Origin of the sequence: Wolbachia endosymbiont (group B) of Melanostoma mellinum, assembly GCF_947251465.1 — a bacterium.
GTDB lineage: Bacteria > Pseudomonadota > Alphaproteobacteria > Rickettsiales > Anaplasmataceae > Wolbachia.
Genome location: NZ_OX366366.1, coordinates 1,464,382 through 1,484,175, shown reverse-complemented (window position 1 = coordinate 1,484,175; position 19,794 = coordinate 1,464,382). Strand labels below are relative to the sequence as shown.

The window sequence follows — 19,794 nt, the reverse complement described above, 5'->3', positions numbered from 1 at the left end:
TATTCAAACGTATCGAGGGATAGGGCTAGTGTACCTTGATGAACACGGTTGTAATACCAACTTTTTTTCGGTCGCACACGCCCGTGATAGTCCTATTCCTATAGTGAGTAGGGCTATCTTTCCCTCTTATCTCTTTTATATCACATTTTTAACTTACAACTTTTTTCTTACTGTTTTTCTTCTTGAATCTCTGAAAAAGTTTTACCAGCACCAGAAAGAATTGCTTCCCTACCTGTGTACACTTGCCAACGTTTTATGGTTACATCTACAAATTTTGAATCTAGCTCTATTGTCCTACAAATTCTTCCTGTTCTCTCACATGCAATCAGTGTGCTGCCAGAACCACTAAATGGATCAAGTACTATGTCTCCTGATCTGCTGCTGTTTACTATTGCTCTCTCCATTAGCTCTACTGGCTTCATTGTTGGGTGCAGTGAGTTATGTATTGGCTTATCATAAAACCACAGATCACTTTGATTTCTACCGCCATGCCACTCACGTTTATTGCCGCTTTTCCATCCATAAAGCATTGCTTCGTATTGTCTTTGATAATCTGATCTTCCTAGCGTAAAGTGATTCTTCGCCCAAATGATAAAAGTTGACCATTTTCCTCCCGCTTCCTCAAATGCTTTTTGCAACGTTGAAAACTCTGATGATGATGCACAGATGTAAATTGCACCTTTAGTATATGCTAAAATATGAGTACAAATATCATAGAGAAAAAGCTCATACTTTTCACCTTGATTATCGTTTAGTATCTTTTTATCCTCTCTTTCTTGACTGCTACCATAATCAACGTTATATGGAGGATCACAAACAGTAATGTCTGCCATTTTATCATCTAACAGCGCTTTATATGATTCCACTACAGAGCTATCACCACAATAGATTCGATGATCACCTAAAATCCATAGATCACCTGGTTTTGTTATTTCTACCCTTTTTTCATCACCAACCAAGTCAGAAAAATCTTCTTTTTCACTATCTAAATCATCAAGGAAATGTTGAACTTTTTCTAATTCAAATCCTGTCATTTTAAGGTCAAACTGCAAATCTTCTAATTCTTGAATTTCCACCTTCAAAAGATCATCGTCCCACTTTGCCCAATTAGCTGATTGATTTGCCAGTAATCGAAAAGCTTTGGTTTGTGGTTCATTTAAATTATCACTTAAAACCACAGGAATACTTTCTATACCAAGTTTTCTTGCTGCTTTAAGTCTTAAATGACCATCAACCACAGTACCATCGCTTTTTGCAACTATTGGTATACGAAAGCCAAATTCCCTGATTGAAGCACACATTCTATTTACTACGTCATCATTTTTACGAGGATTACGCTCATATTCAACTAGGTTTCGAGTAGGATAGTAGTGGATTGCTAAATTCATATCTTAATAATTAAAAAGTTAATATTCAAAATATCTCTGACGCTAAAGAAGGCCTGGGGTCTGACCCACCAAACCCTCCAATATGGCCGAAAGGACCCACTTTTTATGAGCTTATTAATATCTTTCCATAACATAGAACATCAAAGCTAAAGCATCTGCTTGATTATCATCTCTAGGTGAAAAACCTTTTTCACGTATCGCTTCAATAACTTCACTCTTACTTGCATTGCCTTTGCCTGTTACAAAGCGTTTTATAGTTTTAACATTAACACCTTTGTATGGCACATGATGTTCTTCACACCAAGCAGACAACACTGCAAGAAAACCGCCATAGCAATGGGCTGCATCAGTTCCTAAATGTCTTCTTACTTCCTCAAAATACACTGCAGAAATGTCTTTCAAAGAATTGAGCCAATTACGAAAATTCAAGAAGCACATGCCACCTCCGCTAAAACGGCTACCATGAAAACTTTTGCTTCCACTTTCAATTACTCCATTGGTTAGAATTGCCCAGCCTGTCTGTTTACCGAGGTCCAGTGTTAGGATTGACATTTATATTCAGAATTTGTTTTGCTAGAGTGCTATATAATATATATTCAGGATTTGAAAAATTTTTGTCCAAAAAATCTTCTTCTTAAGCAAACTTTTTAGAAAAAACTTGGTTAAAAATCAGTAAACAGCCCTTGCATAATTATTGGTCAAGACTTTCAGATTTCTATCTTAACTATTTAAATAGTCTATTATGTTATTATGGTGTGGTTAGTTTCTTACAGATTTCTATCTTAACTATTTAAATAGTCTATTATGTTATTATGGTGTGGTTAGTTTCTTATGAACATTTATCCAAATCGTAAATTTTGGGAAGATGATTTAGAAGTCCCTGTTAACCATTTGCTTGATCGTTTTCACAATACAAAAATACGTCAGTCTTGGATAGATTCACTTTCTGGTAAGCAATTAAATATTATTTTTCAAAACTCCTTTAAAGATAAATTAAATGCTCAACTCTTTGATGATGAAAGTTACGATAATACATCTGTACAATACAAACGTAAAGTGATTGCTAATTATTCCGATTCTCTCGTTACTTACTACTTGATTACCTGTTTTGACCGTACAAAACTAGAAGTTACTGTCAGTGAAATTGCAAGATCTGCATTAACTACGGAACTCATGAAATCCTATCTTGTAAAAAATAATAATAAATATGATAAAAAGTCTTTGCTGTTTCTACTGTTTCATGCAGATTACAATCTTTTTTAGGTAATCAGATGGGTTCTTACTACCTGTGAGAAAAGCTATTACCTCTGTTATTACATACCACCACTCTCCATTGTGTAATACTCTAGTTACATTGTTATTATCAAATGCAGTAGTCTCAATATCCCCTTCTTTTAAAGTTAAAGTGTCAATCATATTGAAAATAAGTTTATTCTAAAAACCAAATATAAACTAAGTTGCTTTTTATTACTAATAAATAGTGGAAGTTTTGTCTCCCTTATGTATGATAAAATTGGAGGCGTAAATTTTGATCTTTGTCTCCATTTTAAGCGGCAATCAAGTTTTACGAGCTTCTGTTTCTTCTTCTATGGCAGTAGCTAGAGACTTTTTTCCTTGAGCTTCATCTACAATTTGCTAATTTCATTACTGAGAGTTTTGCAATTAATTGCTCAGAGGTTTGCGATAAAAGTTGTTGTATTCCCATAATAGTCTCCATAACCCCTTATACTCACCATAAGTTGTTCAATCTTTTTTGAAAAATTTTCTTTGCAAAGTGTAAAAAATGTGTTAAACTTACTAGTTAGTTTACTAAAGATGCCTTTTATTTGCGTTTTAGAGGGCATTATAAGCGTTCTTTAGTGTGGCTAGTAAGTGTTTACACCCTAAAGTTACAGATAGCTTTAAAATGCAGCTTTTGCCTCATCTAAAAAAATTAAGAATATAAAGCTGTTTATTTTGCTTTCTTCAATCTTTTCCACCTGAAGTCTTCATCGCGCTTGCATAAAAGCCTTATTAAAGCAACTAGACCCAGCTCACTTGGAAGTTATTGAGTATTCCGGAAAATCCGGAGATCTGAATTCTTAGTTCAGCTATTAAACTCAGTAGACCAGCGTTATGCGTTTGTTAAAAAAAAGATGAGGGTTAGAGCCTCTGTTAAACTTATGGTAGAAGTAAAGCTATTGCAAAAATAATGTTTCAAAAAGTCTACTAACCATTTGTTCTTTAGGTTCAAAAAATTTTCTTTGCAATCAACAAAAAGCATGATAGACTAGTTGTAGGGTTTTTTCTAATAAATAAAAGTTTGGGGTATTAAGATGCCTCGTAATCGAGTTTTAAGCTACCCTACATAAGTAACTTAGGTCTTGGTGGTATAATTGTACCCTGAAGTCATAGAATCTTTTTAAAACGCTATTATAAGTATCCGTTCAGAGGTGTGGTTTAAGAAACAACAGCTAGCAGGTTTTGAAAAGGGTTTAATTCCTTTTGTTTCCAAGTCAGATACAACGAAATTATCCGCTCAAGAAATCTATTCCCTCGCTCTGACTGTGCAAAATATGAATTCTTACGATAGACAACATAATGCCGTATCTGTCGCTCAACATGGTTATTCGTTAATGGAATATTCTCTGGGTCATCCAAAAATGTCCACATCATTGACTCGGATTTTATAATACCCTTTACCGTTCGTGAAGCTCCTTTTGCTTCAAGTATATAAGATATTTTTATCATGCAGTACTGTATGTATCTTCGTAATTCTTTAGCTTGCTTAGTGAACTTTGAAATACTAATTTCATTTTCTGACAAAGCGTTTTTTAATACAAACAATCCATTAGCTGCGTCTTTTAAACAATGGCCAAGTCTCATTACTTCACTATTCCAACTATGAGATAACCTCTCGAAATTTCTCAATAAGTGAGCCCAACAAATTTGTCGTTTTTCATCACTGAAGTGGTTGTAAACTGCATATCTGTCAGTAATTACCAGGTTTTTGTAATCACAAAATGCACTATTCTTTAAAAATTTCATTCCTCTTGTATCTGCTAACTTCATAAGACTTGCTTTATTGTTGGCAAACATCCAGCACCATCCCAATTTGCCTTTGTTGTAGTGACTGGTTTCATCAATATGCAAAATTTCGCTTGCTTTTATTTCTTCCTCTATTTGTTCATAGGCTTCTTTACATTTTGACGAAACCCTTGCTTCACTATTGGACACACTACCAACACTTATACTCATGTTAAAGATGTCTTTCATAATATTCGCTATTTCTCGCTTTGAATTCTTATAAAACCCACTTAGTGATGCAACTACTGACTTAACTCTAGGACCAAAGGTATCCGGTGTAACTCCTTCTGGTAATTTGCTACTCCTTCTTTTTCCGCATTTACGACAGCGACCATGTTCTAATTGATACTCAACTACGTAAGGCTTAATTTCTGGTAAATCAACTTTTTGATAGACATATGGTTTTTCCGATATTGCGATTTCTTCACCACACTCGCATCTATTTGGTAACTCTACCTTCACCACCTCATCTGCTTCCATTTTAGCTCGGCAATTCCCCTTATGTCCAACTTGACCACCTATCTTCCTGCCGCCCTCTGACTTATCTTCTGGTGTGTCTTTTTTTATTTTGTACAGCTCTTTTGAACTTGGTAAAGATGAATTCCTTGAGTTTAAGCCGAGTCTCTCTCTTAGTTCAGCATTCTCTATTTCTAAGATTTTATTTTTTTCTTCAAGCTTTGCTACTTTCTGCTCTAAGTTTTTACATAACTCTACAATACTGATCAACAATTGAAGCATCTAGCCTTACTTTACTATCAACATTTTGTGTTATTACTACTTTAATATATTATGTCAATTGTTTTTTATCCTTGCCACACCTCTGAACGGATACTAATATTACATCAAAAAATATCAAATCTCTTCAACAAGAGGCAAAGGCAATGATAGAGGACAATCAGAAATTAATAGATAAACTTTGCGATTTCATATCTTAATTTATACCAAGCAAAATTCAACTGAGCCAAAAAAGTTGGTTAGCAAATTCTGTTGGTTAAATCATTAACTAACTTTACTTATATCTTAAACACAATTCAATTTTCACACTCACCTAACTCATCAACAGTTAGGCCACTTGCTCGCAAAATAACATCAGTAGAAACACCCGCCTTCACTAGATTTTTTGCAACCCTGATTTTCTCTGCTTTTTTAACTTTTTCCTTGCCACTTTTCATATCTTCAGATAGAGATTTGACTAATGCATCTAATGATTCTTGTTCTCTGTACTCATCCATTAAACTCAATAGCTTTTTGCTTTCTCTTGTTTTAGGTAGCAGAACTTTAATATTCACTGATAATCCTTCTGCTATTTGATATAATTTATCAAATGATATGGCAGTGTATCCTATTTCATACTCGTGTATTTCCTTGAGTGTTACACCAACTTTATCCGCCAAATCTTTTTGAGTGTATCTCCTTATCAATCTCCATTCTCTTATTCTTTGTCCTATTCTGTAATATATAGAATCAGTGCAGATTTCTCTCTCTGTACTATCATACTCGTAAATAGATAAACCCGTTGCCTGGGAAATTATGTCAACTGACACTCCTTCTTTAACTAGATTTTTTGCTACTTCTAATCTTGCCTCCTCTTGATTGATTTTCTCGCTAATATGAACAAACCTGATTAATGAAGGTACTATTTTGCCTAACTTTTGATTCTCATATATTTTTGTTAGATAGAGTATTTCTTCGTCTTCATCTTCATACTCTCTTACTGTTATTGGTTTAGGTAATAGATCTACAACATTAACTGACAGTACTCTTGCTATTACATATAGTACTTCAATCGTAATAGGAATATACCCATTTTCATAATTGGTTACTTCTTTATATGCTAATCCGATTTTACTTGCTAACTCTGCTTGAGTACACCTTTGCATTAATCTACAATCTTCTATTTTTTGCCCTATTTTATAACTTATAGAACTAATATCTCTTACAGAAACAAACATATATACCTTACTTAGAAATAAATTTTCATGCAATTTGATCAGCGGATAAACCAACTATTTGCAAAATAATATCAATAGAAATTCCCCCTTTTACTAAATCCTTTGCAACTTTAATCCTTTCTATCTCTCTCACTTTCTCCTCACAAATACGTATTCCCTCAAACAGAGATTTTATTAGTGCATTACGTAGTTCTTGGCTCTCAATTTCTTTGTATTCTTTAATCAAATCAGGTAGCTCATTTTTCACTTTACTCCCTTCCTCTATTAGTAGATCCGTAATATTAATCGATAATGCTTCTGCCATTTCATATAATTTATCAAGTGAAACAGCAGTCCTTCCTTGCTCATAGTTACTTATTTCATCACGTGTTGTAGTCATTTTCTCTGCTAAATCCTTTTGAGTGCACTCTCTTACCAGTCTCCATTCCTTTATCTTTTTCCCTATTTTGTAGTAGATAGAACCTATTTTTTCTTCAACACATTCATCAGCAGAGAGACCAATTGCTTGTGAAACAATATCAACAGAAACTCCTGCTTTAACCAGACCCTTTGCAATTTTTATTTTCTCTGCTTTTTTACTACTTTTCTCACTAATTTGAACAAACTTGGTTAGTAAACAAAATATCTTACGTAACTCTTGATCATTAATCTTTTTATATTCTCTTACTAGATCTAATATTTCCTCTCCCTTATCTTCAAAACAGATTTTTTCATTTGATACAGGAATGAGATCCGTAATACTGATTGATAGTGCCTCAGCTATAGCATATAACCTTTCAATTGGAACTCTACGATTCCCTTTCTCATATTGCAGTATTACCCAATACTTTACACCAATTTTCTCAGCTAAATCCTTCTGAGTATACCCTCGCTCTAACCTCCAACTTTTCAATTTTTGCCCTACTTCATAGTCTAGACTTTTTTCCACGCAAAAAACCATATATATAATATTTTCTACTATAGCTCAAAGGCTCCAGTAAACTCTGGAACCTTAAAATAAATGAATTAAAGTTCCCTAAAGGTTTCTTTACTACCTCCAAATACCCTATTTACCCATGAAGACGGAGACAATACTTCATCATTGCTAATCTCTTTTATAGCATACTTTTCACTCCATATGCCACATCTAGTGAAACTACCTCTCTCTACTGCTTCTTTAAGTTTTACTCCCCCAAAGAGGCAATTTTTTCCTATTTCTTCGCCTCTTTTTTGTAACTCAGCCCACATTTCCTTGTTTTCTACTCTGACTTGTACTTGATCATATTTTTTTACATCGTGGTACAATATAACATTTAGCTTACCAATGCTCGTAGGAAATTCTAATACAATAGAGCTTCCATCTGACATATCAGTATAGTTTCTTATATCTCCTTTCTCGCTTTTAACCTCTACTGCATTATTGCCCATTCTTAAAATTAAACCTCTGTTTGCTTCCAGTATTTTGGCTACCTCTACCTTGCTATCATCAGAAAATTCTATATATGATGTTGTATTGTCTATCTCGAAATCTATTAAGGATCCTTCTTGAACAGCACTTTCGCCAGCTTCCTCTAGCTCTTCTAGTTGCTTATCTATCTGTGGCTGAACTTCTGGCTGTAGCTCATTATAGATTTCACCTATCAGTTTATTCTGCAGTAAAGTATCATGAAACTCTGCACCGCTTAGCATTAATTTACGTATTAGCTTTTTTCGATCACTTTTTTCTAATCTGTGAAAATGTGTACCTAATACTACATATTCTGCAAAACTCCATTCCCCATCATTACATGCATTTAGCCTTGCTCCAGCAGCTAGTGCTTCGTCTACAGCCTTGTGCAGTTCATTTGGACTTTTTGCTCTTACCACAGTACTCTTAAACCAGCTCAACTTTTCACTTTCACCTCTACTTGGCTTTATTTTTTGCAAGGCAGAGGTAAATGGATTTTTATCTTCTTGATCACTTATAGGTTTTGTGCCATATATGTAATCAAGTCCCTTTCCGTAGTTGATTTGAACGTCTCTATTAGGGAAGGGCACTTCTCCAGGTTTTTTAGCCTTATTAATTTTGCTTACAAAAGTGGACTGCTCTTTAGCACGACCAATTCCTATAATAGCATTCAACATCTCACCTTTTGATAATTTATCAAGATCAATGTTTAATTCGTAAGTACCTCCCTTTTTATCATTAAAAGGTACAATTATCTTATTACCCATATTAGCCTCCGCTATTAAATATACTTTTTAAGTGTATAGTTGTTATACACTCTACTACTCATTATAAATTATAGTGAGTATATTTGCAAATACTTTCTACTATAACAATCCGTTTTCTCGAAAGCTGAAATAGCCTCCACTTGTGATAATAATATGATCAAATAATCTAACGCTTACAGTACTACATGCTGCTGCTAAGCTCTTTGTTACTGCTTGATCTTCTTCTGATGGTTCTAAGCGTCCCCCAGGATGGTTGTGTGACATTATTACTAATGTTGCATTCTTTATTAATGCTTTTCTTATAATTTCCTTTATGTACACTGGTGCTTTTTCCATTTCACCAATATAGGATTCTTCTCCAATTAGTTGGCGCCTGTTATTCAAGTACAGTATTTTTACACATTCCCTTTCTGAGTGACCTATGCTTACGTTCAAGTACTCTACTAGACCTTGTAAGTCCATTACTGGCTCACTCTTGAGCTTTTCTCTGAGCACCCTTTCTAGTGTTTCCTTAACACACATAATCATTGCTACTGCAGAATCAGTCACTCCTTCTATAACTTTCAGGTCATCCATTTCTCGGCCTAAAATCCTTCCTACTCCCGTATAAGTATTCACCAGATTTTTAGCAATTTCTTGAGCTTGTGGCCTTTCATGTACTGCACTTAGAAACGTTTCCATTATTTCACGATCAAGTAATGCTTTGCCTTTGCTTTCTAATATTCTGAACTCTATTTCCTCTTTACTTTTATTCATATAATTTACCCTTCACTAACAACAAACTTTTTTTAAATATTTACTGCTTTATCAGCATTGGCATAAGGCCATAGCTTTTCAGTGAAGTCAAATCAATTTCTCAATCTTTTTTACTTATTTTTTCATCAAGAAGTGAAGATATTAATATATGATGATTTTTTTATTTTAAACTTGTTGCATTTCGTCTAAAGAGAGGCCTACCGCTTGCAAAATAATATCAATAGAAATTCCTTCTTTTACTAAATCTTTTGCAATTTTGATTCTTTCTTCTTCTCTAATTTTCTCCTCACAAATCCGTGTGCCTTCAAACAAAGATTTTATTAGTGCATGACGTAGTTCTTGGCTTTCAATCTTTTTGTATTCTTCAATTAAATTCGGTAGTTCATTTTCTACTTTACTACCTTCCTCTATTAGCAGATCTGTAATATTAATCGATAATGTTTCTGCTATTGCATATAATTTTTCCAGTGGAATAGCTACACGCCCTTGTTCATAGTTGCTTATTTCGTCACGTGTTGTACTCATTTTCTCTGCTAAATCTTTTTGAGTATACCCTCTCACTATCCTCCACTCTTTTATCTTCTTTCCTATTTGGCAGTATATAGAACCAACCTTTTCTTCAACACACTCATCAGCAGAGAGACCTATTGTTTTCGAGACAATATCGATAGAAATTCCTTCTTTAACTAGACCCTTTGCAATTTTTATTCTCTCTGTTTTTTTACTATTTTCTTCACCAACTCGGGCAAATTTGGTTAATAAGCAAAATACCTTACGTAACTCCTGACCGCTAATCTTTTTATATTCTCTTATTAAATTTAGTATCTCTTCTTCTTTATTTTCAAGATAGATTTTCTCATTTGATACAGGAATGAGATCCGCAATACTTACTGACAATGCTTCCGCTATAGCGTACAATTTCTCAATCGAAATTTTTCGTGTTCCTTTTTCATATTGTAATACTATTTGATATGTTACACCGATCTTTCCCGCTAAATCTTTTTGAGTATAACCTCGCTTTAACCTCCAGCTTCTTACTTTTTGTGCTATTTGATACCTTATTGAGATGTTTGCCATAAATATTATACATGTTAATACTACCAAATAAAGATATACAAAATGTTTGCATTTTAGTTGAATATTTCCTAAGAGCCTGTACATGATCTCAAAAAAGAAATAAAATGAGAGGATAATATAGATAGTGAAGGATATGAGAAGCTCATACCCAAGCGACATAAGTCGGAAAAAATTTGAGATTATTGTAAAAGATCTAGAGTCTTGCAGAAAAAAAACAAAACCAAGAAAACTTGATTTGTATGAGGTATTTTGTGGAGTATTGTACGTCTTAAAAAGCGGTTGCCAATGGAGAATGTTACCAACAGAATTTCCAAAATGGCGGAATTGTTACGACTATTTTAAGAAGTGGAGTAAAAAAGCAGATGCAAATAAAGAAAGTGTTCTGGAGCTGGTATTAAAAAAAATAGTTGGCGTGGTCCGACAAAACAATGGTCGGAAAGAAAAAATCAGCTTCTGCATAATTGATGCACAAAGCGTAAAAAATGCAGATACTGCTGAAGAAAAAGGCTATGATGCAGGCAAAAAGGTTTCAGGAATAAAACGCCATATTGAGGTAGATACGCAACCACGCAATTTATATAACAACGGCAGAAATAACTGATCGTAGTAGCGCTGTGAGAATGCTTAAAAATGCTAAAGAAAACCTATCTGAAGTTAAAAATATACTAGTTGATGCTGGCTACACAGGAGAAAATTTTGCAACATAAATAAAAGCAACTATCGGCGCTACCTTTGAAGTAATAAAGCGAAACGAATTACACACCTTTGTCGTATTGCCGAAAAGATGGGTTGTTGAGAGATCTTTTGCTTGGTTGCAAAAATGTAGGCGATTGTGGAAAAATTGCAAGCGGAAACTCAACACTAGCCTGCAAATGGTCGTTCTGGCTTTCACTGCTTTGCTTCTAAAAAGATTATGAACAGGCTCTTATATGGTCGTTTTCAGGTGCTTCCAGTCTACATTTTTCCTGAGTTCTCATTTGCGTGATGTCATCACGACGTTGACAAAGTGCAACCAAGGTTGATTGTTTTTCAGAAGTAGGTACAAATAGAGAGAGAGTTCTATGGCGTTCAAATCCATATTGAGCAAGAGCTCTTGCATCTGATTTATCGGATTTTGCTAAAGTTCCGTGAGATAAAATAAAACTTTTTACTTTGCGAGTATTAGCTCGATGTACAGTGATATTCTTGTCAATAAGAAAATTCGACAAACCAAGCTCATATTTTCCTGTATTTTCTAAAGTCACTAAAGAATTAGGTAAGATATCTGAGAACTTTTGACACAATTGTTGCCAACCAGAAGTATTATTGTCAAATTCGACAGCATTCTTCTGCTTGTGAACTGCAACAACATTCTTGAATTTTCCGATGTCAATACCAATAAAATTTTGATAAGATCTAACCATGATAACCTCCTATGATTGTTGTCAATAAGAAATTTCATATTTTGTAAAATCTTTAAAAACCCGGTTATCTTTAAAGTGTGTAGAAAATGTCTGTCAGAAATCGGTAGCTCTCAATTGCATAAAAGTCAATAATGATTTTTTGTATTACTCAAAACATTTTCTGATGTAAAATTCAGCTCTAATGCAATTTTTTATTTATTACTGTACCATCTTATTCGATCAAAAGTTGTTTCATTGACAACAAAAATACTAAGTTTTTAATTAATATTTTTTAAATTAATACAGCTAATGAATATGTGCGTCTACATACACTTAAAGCACATATTCATTTGGCTTACAAAAATTAAGGTATCATATTTTCCCTTACAATTATTGTTCAATAAAAAATTCAAATTTTGTAAAATCTTCAAAAATCCAGTTCCTTTTCAGTGTATAGAAAATGGTTGTTAGAAATTTTCTAGCAGTTGCAATAATAGCCTTAGCAGAACCACGCTTCTTTTTCACATGCTCGTAAAAACTTTTCAGGTAAGGACTATATCGTATAGCGACCCAGGTACACTGTACTAAAGAAGTTCGTGCCATTTTTGGCCCATATTTGGTGATTCTTCCAATAGTACATTGCTGATTAGATTGAGAAACTGATGGTACAACTCCGAAATAAGCAGTGAGCTTTTCAGGATTGCTAAAATCATTAATATCGCCAATTGTTGTGATAAAAACTGCTGCAGAAATTGCACCAATACCTTTAATACTGATAATATTATTAAACCCAGGAAGTTGTTTAGCAAAAGCGGTAATTTCTTCTTTAAGCTTCTTGAGGTTTTCTCGAATAGCTTCCAGTTGATAGCTAATTACTTCAATCTCTATCTTTTCTATATAATCCCAATTGTGTTTTTGAATAGAGCGTTCAAATCCAGCTTTAGTTGTCAGCGTTTCCTTCTTAATTTTTATCCCATGATAATTAAAAAGACCGTGCATTTTATTGATTAGAGATACTTGTGATTTCACTAACTGCTCTCTTGTTCGAAGAAGAGAAGCTAACTGCTGGCATTGTTTGCTTTTACATCTCGCTTCAGGCAACATATCCTTGCTTAAAAAGAAAGCAATAGCTCTTGCATCATGCCTGTCTGTCTTCTTTACAGAGCGGCGAATAACTTCAAATTGCCAGGGTGCAATTATCACTGCGCGCTTGACGTAAGATGACACTGCATCATAAAAGAAACAGCTATTACCTGTAGCTTCGAAAGCTATTTCATCTTCTTCTGATTTAAGACCTTCAACGAAATTGTCCAAGTCCTGTAAGTGAAATGTGCGAATACATTCTTGCTTTCCTTTTTCTAAGTAGCAAACAGTAAAGCTATTAGTATGTAAATCAACACCTATGTAACGCATAAATTTTCCCTCTTATTGAATACTACAAAATATCAGAGTAGAATATTACCGGTTGGTCCAACCTCCTATACGCGGTCACCAAATTTTATGGGCCGCACGATGGTTTTCGGTGGCAGGGGCGGTTAATCTCGATAACGAGGTCTAATCCCATTATTGCATATAAAAGCAAAATAGGGCCTCATGAATCCTTTCAACCTGCCACCTATCCACTCTGAGAAGTTATTATCTTCTCATGCTTCCAGCCAAGCAATAACAATTCATATCATCTCGATAGTTTTATTAATTTAAGATTGTAAACGGGTGCATATATATGTCCCACACAACTATTCAAACGTATCGAGGGATAGGGCTAGTGTACCTTGATGGAAACGGTTGTAATACCAACTTTTTTTCGGTCGCACACGCCCGTGATAGCTCTATTCCTATAGTGAGTAGGGCTATCTTTCCCTCTTATCTCTTTTATATCACATTTTTAACTTACAACTTTTTTAGGATTATTTTAAAATTCACTTACTTGTGTGTTCCACAGTATTTGATATAAACCATCTTTATCAAGAAGTTCTTTATGGTTACCATCTTCAACAATCTTGCCTCGATCAAATACTAAAATTCTGTCCATATTTAAAATTGTAGACAAGCGATGTGCTATTACTATTGTAGTTTTACCTTGCATTAATTCACATAGAGATCCTTGTATATAGTTTTCAGTAATAGAATCTAGCTGAGATGTTGCTTCATCTAGAATCAAAATAGGTGCATTTTTTAAAATAGCTCTTGCAATTATAATGCGTTGACGTTCCCCACCTGAAAGTTTTATACCTCTGTTTCCTACAAGTGAATCATAACCTTGAGGCAATTTTGAAATAAATTCATGACAACATGCCTTTTTTGCTGCTTCAATTACTTCTTCGTCATTTGCATTCATTTTTCCATAGCGAATGTTTTCCATGATTGTTCTGTGAAAAAGACATGGGTCTTGAGGAATCATGGCAATATTTTCATGTAAAGAATTTTGTGTTACATTACGGATATCTTGATTATCAATTAAAATTCTTCCTGATGTTACATCATAAAGCCGAAGGATCAGATTAACAAAGGTTGATTTACCACTACCTGAATAACCAACTAACCCTACTTTTTGACCAGCACTGATAGTAACTGATTTATTTTGGAATATCGACTCTGTAGCTTTATAGTTAAAATAAACTTTATCAAAGCTAATTTCCCCTTTAATAACAACCAAATTTGGTGCATTTGGTTGATCTTGAATTTCAGAAATCAATAAAATTGTCTGTAAGCCATTAGTAACCTTTCCCCATAATATGATAAATTGTGAGAAATGTCTCGTCAAAACCCAAAGAAAGCTCACTATGGTACTATTGATTGCCATTACAAGAATGAAATCTCCTACTGTCATAACACCTTCTTGTCTACCTCTGATTAAAAAATAGAAATTGAACCCTTGTACAATTACGTATGAGAATCCATAAACACAAAAAATCAAAAAATAAATCCAACCTGTTTTTTGTTCTACCAAACTAGCTTCTTCACGAGTAGTTTTTAAATACAACCTTTCAGTATTATTTCTTGAGAATAATCTTACAGATAAAATATTGAAAAATACTTCTACCATTTTACCCGTAATTATTGACTCGTATTCTGAACATTTAGTTGAAAGGTGTACTAACCTCTTTAAGAGAATAGCAGATAAGATTATGAATGTTAGAGCCCAAGTTAACATTGTAATGGCAAAATTAGCATTCAACATCCATAGTGCATAAACAGCAATACTAAGCGCTAGTATTTGATAAAGAAATACCCCTACTACAATTTGTATAATATGAGGGATACTATCTACTATTTGGTTTACTTTGCAAGCAAGACTACCTGGGAATTCATTCTGATAATAGGAATGACTTTTGCTAAGTAGCATTTTAAAAATAAAATCATTAACTTTTTTGTGCAGATTTGGAATCAGTCTAATATTAACAAGATAATCATATACTCTATGAATACATGCAATTAAAAATAATATTAGCATATAAAATATAGCTGTAGCTGTAACACTATGAAAAAGTTCTTTTGTATCTGGCGTAGAAACACGATCAATTATCATTTTTACCAGATAAGGACTCAAAGAAACATCAATTGCCCAGACTAATGCTATAACGCACATAAGAATAATTTCCCATTTAAATGGATAAAGCATTCTGATAATAAAACCCAGTACTTGCTTTTTTGTAATATTACCCATATTCTAGTCGAATATATGAGCTCCTTGTGGCATGACTTGGTTGTAAAACGAGTAATCTGGAATCTTTTCTGGGAGCATACCCGGCAACAACCACTCGCAATGACGTCCCACTTTTGTCTTAGCACCTGCTATACAGCCACTTCCCAACGTGCTACCTCGTCCAATCTTGACCTCCAAGCCAATCTGAACACCAGACAGCAATGTTGTGCAAGAACCCAGACTGCTTTCATTCTCAACAATAACCTGCTGATCCAGCCAGCTTCCCGTTCCTATACTACAGCGTCCAGCCAGATTGCATCCGGGTCCAATGTATACGTTACCTAGCAACTTTACACTAATGCTAACAATGGCCTTAGATGAGACAATGTTAAATATTTGGTAACCGGCCAGACGAACTCTTGCTATCAGTTTGTAGCGTGCATAGTTAATGGCTCGCTCATCCAAAGCTACAAAGACCTCGGTTTCAGCTGCGGCATAGTTTTCAAATAGAGGAGCTGTATCAAAGTTGTATTGATCAGAGGAGTTGAGTTCAAGCCTAACGCAGCCTAAACCACTGTTCTGAGCTGTTTCATATGCTTGCTCTAGCATCCTTCCCGCACCGATGATTATTGAATGCCTCATTCTGCCTCTCTAACTACCTGGGATCGATACCATAGATGCTGCAATACCAAGTGTGCCTCGTAATCGCCATGAGTAAAATGCTTAGAGCGATTACTGATCCCCTCCTGCAAATGTTCGAGAACTATCGTGTCTTCGGCGATGACCATGCGTTCCTTCTTAATTAACATATTCAGTAAAGCAGTGAAATCTGTGCTTTCATCCTTGCGACGCGCTGTCATCATCCACAGATGGTAGTCGGTTTCTCCTGGTGAAATTGGATCGTATTGCTGCAATAGGAAATACTCACCGAGTACACTACAGAAGTTGACGTTCGGGTAGATATACCAACTATAGTAGACATATTTATCCCCATAAACGTAACAGAGGTTAGCAAACCAGCTCTTGTTGAGATGTTGTAAAGGCGTCTGCGCGGAATAGCTGAGCGAACTCAGATCAGGAACTTTACCAAGCTGCAGCAGGCCAACCAATTTTGACGGTGCTTTTGGTTCGTGCTTAATCATTTTGATTGGTGAAGTTATGAATGGTAGGAGAGTCTTGGAATGAATAAATGGTACGTGATTGGAGTCTTGTACATTTTCCATATTTAGCTTCCAGTTGTAACGGACTCGATGACAGCTATAAATCAACCTAGAGTCTAGATGCAATGAAACTTCTCTCAAGATGTCTAGATAATCATCAGTAAACTGCTCATTTAGAGGGATTGGCTTGACTGCTAAGTTTACAAACAGCAATTTCCCCACTTCTTCGAGATGAAGTTTTTGTAGACAGATTTCACTCTGCTCCTCAGCTGTAAAATTGTATAGAGCAGAATTCGGTATAGCTCTTAGCTCACCTTCAGGACCGAAAGACCAGGCATGATATGGACAAACAAGAGGGCGCTGCCCTACGTATCCCATCTGAATCGCTGACAGCCGGTGCGGACACTGATTAACGAAGGCTCGTATGCCAGCTTTAGTGCGCTGTACCAGAATAGGAATACCGGCCACCTTACGTGTGAAGAACTGGTTTCGACGACGTACCATTGAGCTGAAGCCAACAAATATCCACAATTTACTGAAGATCCTGTCATTTTCTAGTAAGAAGGTACGCGGGCTAATGTAGTGCTCTGCATTGAGGGCATGACGCATCATATATAAATCCTTATAAATTATTACAAATCACCCAAGTAAAAAATATATCTGTTCCATTAGATATTAAACTTCATCGTCAGTTCCACTAAAAAGTTACTTGCCTAATCAGGAATACTTCATTCTCGCGTAATGCAATTTATTGTCAAATAAAAAGTTTTAAAATATCCTTATCAACTTATTTTTTATTGGTGACTTTGCTCAACTAGATACTTAACTCTTCAAGAGCATCTGTGGTGTAAATAATTTTCTGGTCACATCTGGATGTTACAAAAGCAACCAAACGGGCTATTAAAATGTCTTAAGACCCTAATTGTAATCTACAAACCTAGATTTCCTTTTAAAATCAATGCCTAGTACTATTGTATTTAGATTGGTATTTGACCACTACTAGAATAAAGAATTTGCTATCTTTATCAGCTGATTGTCAGGCCACCATCCATTACTAGTGTTGTTCCAGTAATCCAGAGACTAGCATCAGATAGCATGAAGATAGCAGCATTAGCGACATCATCTGGCTTGCCAAACCCAAGTGGATAATTGCTATCGTCGTACTTTCTGGATCCAACAACCACAGAAATGCGCTCAAGCATAGATGTTTCTACTAGAGCCGGAGATAGACAATTGACCCTAATCCTTCGTTTCACAACCTCCATGGCTAAACAACGAGATATTGCGATCAAAGCAGCCTTTGTACCAGAATAAGCACTGACCCCTGCTACACCGATGTGTGCAGCAATAGAGGAGATGAACAGAATCGATCCGCCAACATTGACCAGGTTTTTCTTCAGCAACGCCTGAGTCAACATTACAGGAGCCTCTACATTGATCGCCTGAACTTTGTAGAGATGTTCAGTGGTAATCATTCGCACCGGACACAGTTGTGAAATGCCTGCACTATGAACGAGACCATCGATCTCCTTGTCAAGAGCGGCTACCAGTTCGGCACGTTGTTCTGTAACAGTCAGATCTGCTTGTATAGACATATGTGGCAGGTCTGAAATCAAGAATAACGCTTCCAAACTATGAGCGAGGCGATTCTGGTCGCGACCGGTAACTATCATCTCTGCTCCCATTCGAGCACAACTCTGGGCTATTGCTTTACCTAACCCTGAAGTGGCACCGGTAACCAATATGCGCTTTCCAAAAAGACTAAAAGGATTAAATACGTTTTTATCTTTCACTTACTATTACTCCATGTTTTAGGATTCAATTAGGTCAGGAAATTTCGCTCCTTGAATATTTATCAAGCAGGTCCCCCACGATAGGCCTATACCGAAGCTGGAGAGGAGTACAAAATTATCTTTTTCCTCGAGCTTTTTGTTGATACAGACGGTCATGGTCAATGGTAATGAAGCACTGCTGGTATTGCCGAATTCGCGCAAAGAAGAAGGTACCTTTTCCTCAGATAGTTGAAGTTTTTTACGTATAGTTTCGTTAATCATGCGGTTGGCCTGGTGAAAGACGAAATAATCTACGTTTTTCTTAGTAGCACCGGCATAGTTGAGCAACTTCTCAACTGCTATAGGCACATTTTGCGTGGAAAAGGTAAGCACTGCTGCACCATCCAACTGCAAATCTACAGCGCGATGCCAACGCGTATCCTCACCCTTGCGGAAAGGAATCAAATGCTGGATATTGATCGGTTCACGGTGTCCTCCGACTGGCAGAATGATAGCCTTATAGCCGCTACCATCGCTGTTTAGGTCGAAGTACATAGGTGGAGCACTGTTGCAAAACTCCAGTGCCGTTGCAGTACCCGCATCAGAGAAAATAGGATCGTTCACGCTGGAACTACGGTCGCCAACTAGTAGTAGCCCTTTTTTCACGCCGCCTGCAGTGATCATTGAACCTAAAAGATTGATACCAAATGGATAGGCTGAGCAGCCTAGGTTAACGTCAAATGCTACTGTTGTTAGGGAAAGCCTCAGCCGATCTTGTAGTATAATCGCAGTTGCAGGAGCTAGGTAATCCGGGGATTGGGTAACAACGATCAGTGCATCGATCTCCTCGCGCTTCCATTTTAAGGTTTCAATTAGGAGGTTGGCAGCGTCAAAAGCAAGGTCAGAAAAACACTGCCAATTCGGTGCCATACGGCGAGTCTCGATGCCAATATTACGCACTAGACGCTCACGCTCAGAGCGCAGATGGGGCTCGCAATCTGTCAGATTAGAGACAATGTTCTTTGGAACACAAGTTGATACTCCAGCAAAACGTACTTTATTAAGAGTAGAAATAGGCATAATCAGGACATGAGCATCTGATAAAAGTCACCTACGGATTTTGCCTTATATAGATCATCACCGGTTATATTCTTGCCGTACTCTGTATCAAACATAACGATAACGCCAAGTGCAGCAAGCGAATCCCACTCTGGCAAATCATCAAGCAATGTATCCATGGTAACTTCTACAGGGTTTTGAAAATCTGTCACAGATAGAAAATTCTCAATAAACTTTTCCTTATTCATATTACTAAATTACTAAAAAATAGTTCACAGCAGATAATATCATAGTATTTTGAGCATTGATAGCATAAAGATATTTGATTTGCGTATGAGCAGAA

The 19,794-nt window shown here is 35.8% G+C and carries 17 protein-coding genes and 3 pseudogenes; 3 read left to right on the top strand and 17 right to left on the bottom strand.

The window, feature by feature from the left end:
- Positions 1 to 167: 167 nt before the first annotated feature.
- Together OPR42_RS06955 and OPR42_RS06950 are read right to left on the bottom strand one after the other, a co-directional pair.
- A complete protein-coding gene (locus tag OPR42_RS06955; protein ID WP_265042189.1) occupies positions 168 to 1,388 on the bottom strand; it encodes a DNA modification methylase in 1,221 nt (406 codons plus the stop codon).
- 114 nt (positions 1,389 to 1,502) lie between these two features.
- Positions 1,503 to 1,940: a crossover junction endodeoxyribonuclease RuvC gene (locus OPR42_RS06950; RefSeq protein ID WP_265042188.1), complete on the bottom strand. Its 438-nt coding sequence runs from the start codon at positions 1,938 to 1,940 to the stop codon at positions 1,503 to 1,505.
- 279 nt (positions 1,941 to 2,219) lie between these two features.
- Between OPR42_RS06950 and OPR42_RS06945 the strand changes: the two genes are divergently transcribed.
- On the top strand, positions 2,220 to 2,651 hold the full coding sequence (locus OPR42_RS06945; RefSeq protein ID WP_265042187.1) for a hypothetical protein: 432 nt from the start codon (positions 2,220 to 2,222) through the stop codon (positions 2,649 to 2,651).
- Here OPR42_RS06945 and OPR42_RS06940 read toward each other — a convergent pair.
- Positions 2,619 to 2,804 carry a BRO-N domain-containing protein gene (locus tag OPR42_RS06940; protein WP_265042186.1) on the bottom strand — a complete coding sequence of 62 codons (186 nt, stop codon included), beginning with the start codon at positions 2,802 to 2,804 and terminating at the stop codon, positions 2,619 to 2,621. The two genes, OPR42_RS06945 and OPR42_RS06940, sit on opposite strands and share 33 nt — an antisense overlap.
- 1,023 nt (positions 2,805 to 3,827) lie before the next feature.
- Positions 3,828 to 5,180: an IS66 family transposase gene (gene tnpC, locus OPR42_RS06935; RefSeq protein ID WP_264330462.1), complete on the bottom strand. Its 1,353-nt coding sequence runs from the start codon at positions 5,178 to 5,180 to the stop codon at positions 3,828 to 3,830.
- A gap of 107 nt (positions 5,181 to 5,287) precedes the next feature.
- On the opposite strand from tnpC, the pseudogene OPR42_RS08840 reads away from it, so the two are divergent.
- Positions 5,288 to 5,389: pseudogene (locus tag OPR42_RS08840) on the top strand (patatin-like phospholipase family protein); the annotation flags it as partial.
- 96 nt (positions 5,390 to 5,485) lie between these two features.
- On the opposite strand, the gene wmk (OPR42_RS06930) reads toward OPR42_RS08840, so the two are convergent.
- From wmk (OPR42_RS06930) to wmk (OPR42_RS06910), 5 genes are all read right to left on the bottom strand, one after another.
- Positions 5,486 to 6,406: a WO male-killing family protein Wmk gene (gene wmk / locus OPR42_RS06930; protein ID WP_265042185.1), complete on the bottom strand. Its 921-nt coding sequence runs from the start codon at positions 6,404 to 6,406 to the stop codon at positions 5,486 to 5,488.
- Between the two features lie 25 nt (positions 6,407 to 6,431).
- Positions 6,432 to 7,346, bottom strand: coding sequence for a WO male-killing family protein Wmk (gene wmk, locus OPR42_RS06925; protein ID WP_265042184.1), 915 nt, complete (start codon positions 7,344 to 7,346; stop codon positions 6,432 to 6,434).
- A 65-nt stretch (positions 7,347 to 7,411) separates the two neighbouring features.
- Positions 7,412 to 8,599, bottom strand: coding sequence for a hypothetical protein (locus OPR42_RS06920; RefSeq protein WP_265042183.1), 1,188 nt, complete (start codon positions 8,597 to 8,599; stop codon positions 7,412 to 7,414).
- A gap of 99 nt (positions 8,600 to 8,698) precedes the next feature.
- The gene (locus OPR42_RS06915; RefSeq protein ID WP_265042182.1) at positions 8,699 to 9,355 is read right to left on the bottom strand and encodes a JAB domain-containing protein; all 657 of its coding nucleotides are present in this window, start codon (positions 9,353 to 9,355) and stop codon (positions 8,699 to 8,701) included.
- Between the two features lie 165 nt (positions 9,356 to 9,520).
- Entirely contained in the window at positions 9,521 to 10,432 is a 912-nt protein-coding gene (gene wmk, locus OPR42_RS06910) for a WO male-killing family protein Wmk (protein ID WP_265042181.1), read from the bottom strand.
- Between the two features lie 133 nt (positions 10,433 to 10,565).
- On the opposite strand from wmk (OPR42_RS06910), the pseudogene OPR42_RS06905 reads away from it, so the two are divergent.
- Positions 10,566 to 11,349 (top strand): annotated as a pseudogene (locus tag OPR42_RS06905) (IS5 family transposase).
- A 6-nt stretch (positions 11,350 to 11,355) separates the two neighbouring features.
- Here OPR42_RS06905 and OPR42_RS06900 read toward each other — a convergent pair.
- The 8 genes and pseudogenes from OPR42_RS06900 to OPR42_RS06865 all read right to left on the bottom strand — a co-directional run.
- Positions 11,356 to 11,835 (bottom strand): annotated as a pseudogene (locus tag OPR42_RS06900) (IS110 family transposase); the annotation flags it as partial.
- Between the two features lie 369 nt (positions 11,836 to 12,204).
- Positions 12,205 to 13,227, bottom strand: a complete 1,023-nt coding sequence (locus OPR42_RS06895; protein ID WP_265042180.1) for an IS110 family RNA-guided transposase — start codon at positions 13,225 to 13,227, stop codon at positions 12,205 to 12,207.
- 499 nt (positions 13,228 to 13,726) lie between these two features.
- Complete coding sequence (locus tag OPR42_RS06890) at positions 13,727 to 15,481, bottom strand: ABC transporter ATP-binding protein (protein WP_265042179.1); 1,755 nt, start codon at positions 15,479 to 15,481, stop codon at positions 13,727 to 13,729.
- 3 nt (positions 15,482 to 15,484) lie between these two features.
- Positions 15,485 to 16,069 carry an LbetaH domain-containing protein gene (locus OPR42_RS06885; RefSeq protein ID WP_265042178.1) on the bottom strand — a complete coding sequence of 195 codons (585 nt, stop codon included), beginning with the start codon at positions 16,067 to 16,069 and terminating at the stop codon, positions 15,485 to 15,487.
- 29 nt (positions 16,070 to 16,098) lie between these two features.
- Entirely contained in the window at positions 16,099 to 17,232 is a 1,134-nt protein-coding gene (locus OPR42_RS06880) for an aromatic ring-hydroxylating oxygenase subunit alpha (protein ID WP_265042177.1), read from the bottom strand.
- A gap of 413 nt (positions 17,233 to 17,645) precedes the next feature.
- Complete coding sequence (locus tag OPR42_RS06875) at positions 17,646 to 18,413, bottom strand: SDR family NAD(P)-dependent oxidoreductase (protein WP_265042176.1); 768 nt, start codon at positions 18,411 to 18,413, stop codon at positions 17,646 to 17,648.
- Between the two features lie 18 nt (positions 18,414 to 18,431).
- Positions 18,432 to 19,472 (bottom strand): ketoacyl-ACP synthase III, encoded by a 1,041-nt coding sequence (locus tag OPR42_RS06870; protein WP_265042175.1) that lies wholly within the window; start codon positions 19,470 to 19,472, stop codon positions 18,432 to 18,434.
- 2 nt (positions 19,473 to 19,474) lie between these two features.
- Complete coding sequence (locus tag OPR42_RS06865) at positions 19,475 to 19,699, bottom strand: acyl carrier protein (protein WP_265042174.1); 225 nt, start codon at positions 19,697 to 19,699, stop codon at positions 19,475 to 19,477.
- Positions 19,700 to 19,794 lie beyond the last annotated feature (95 nt).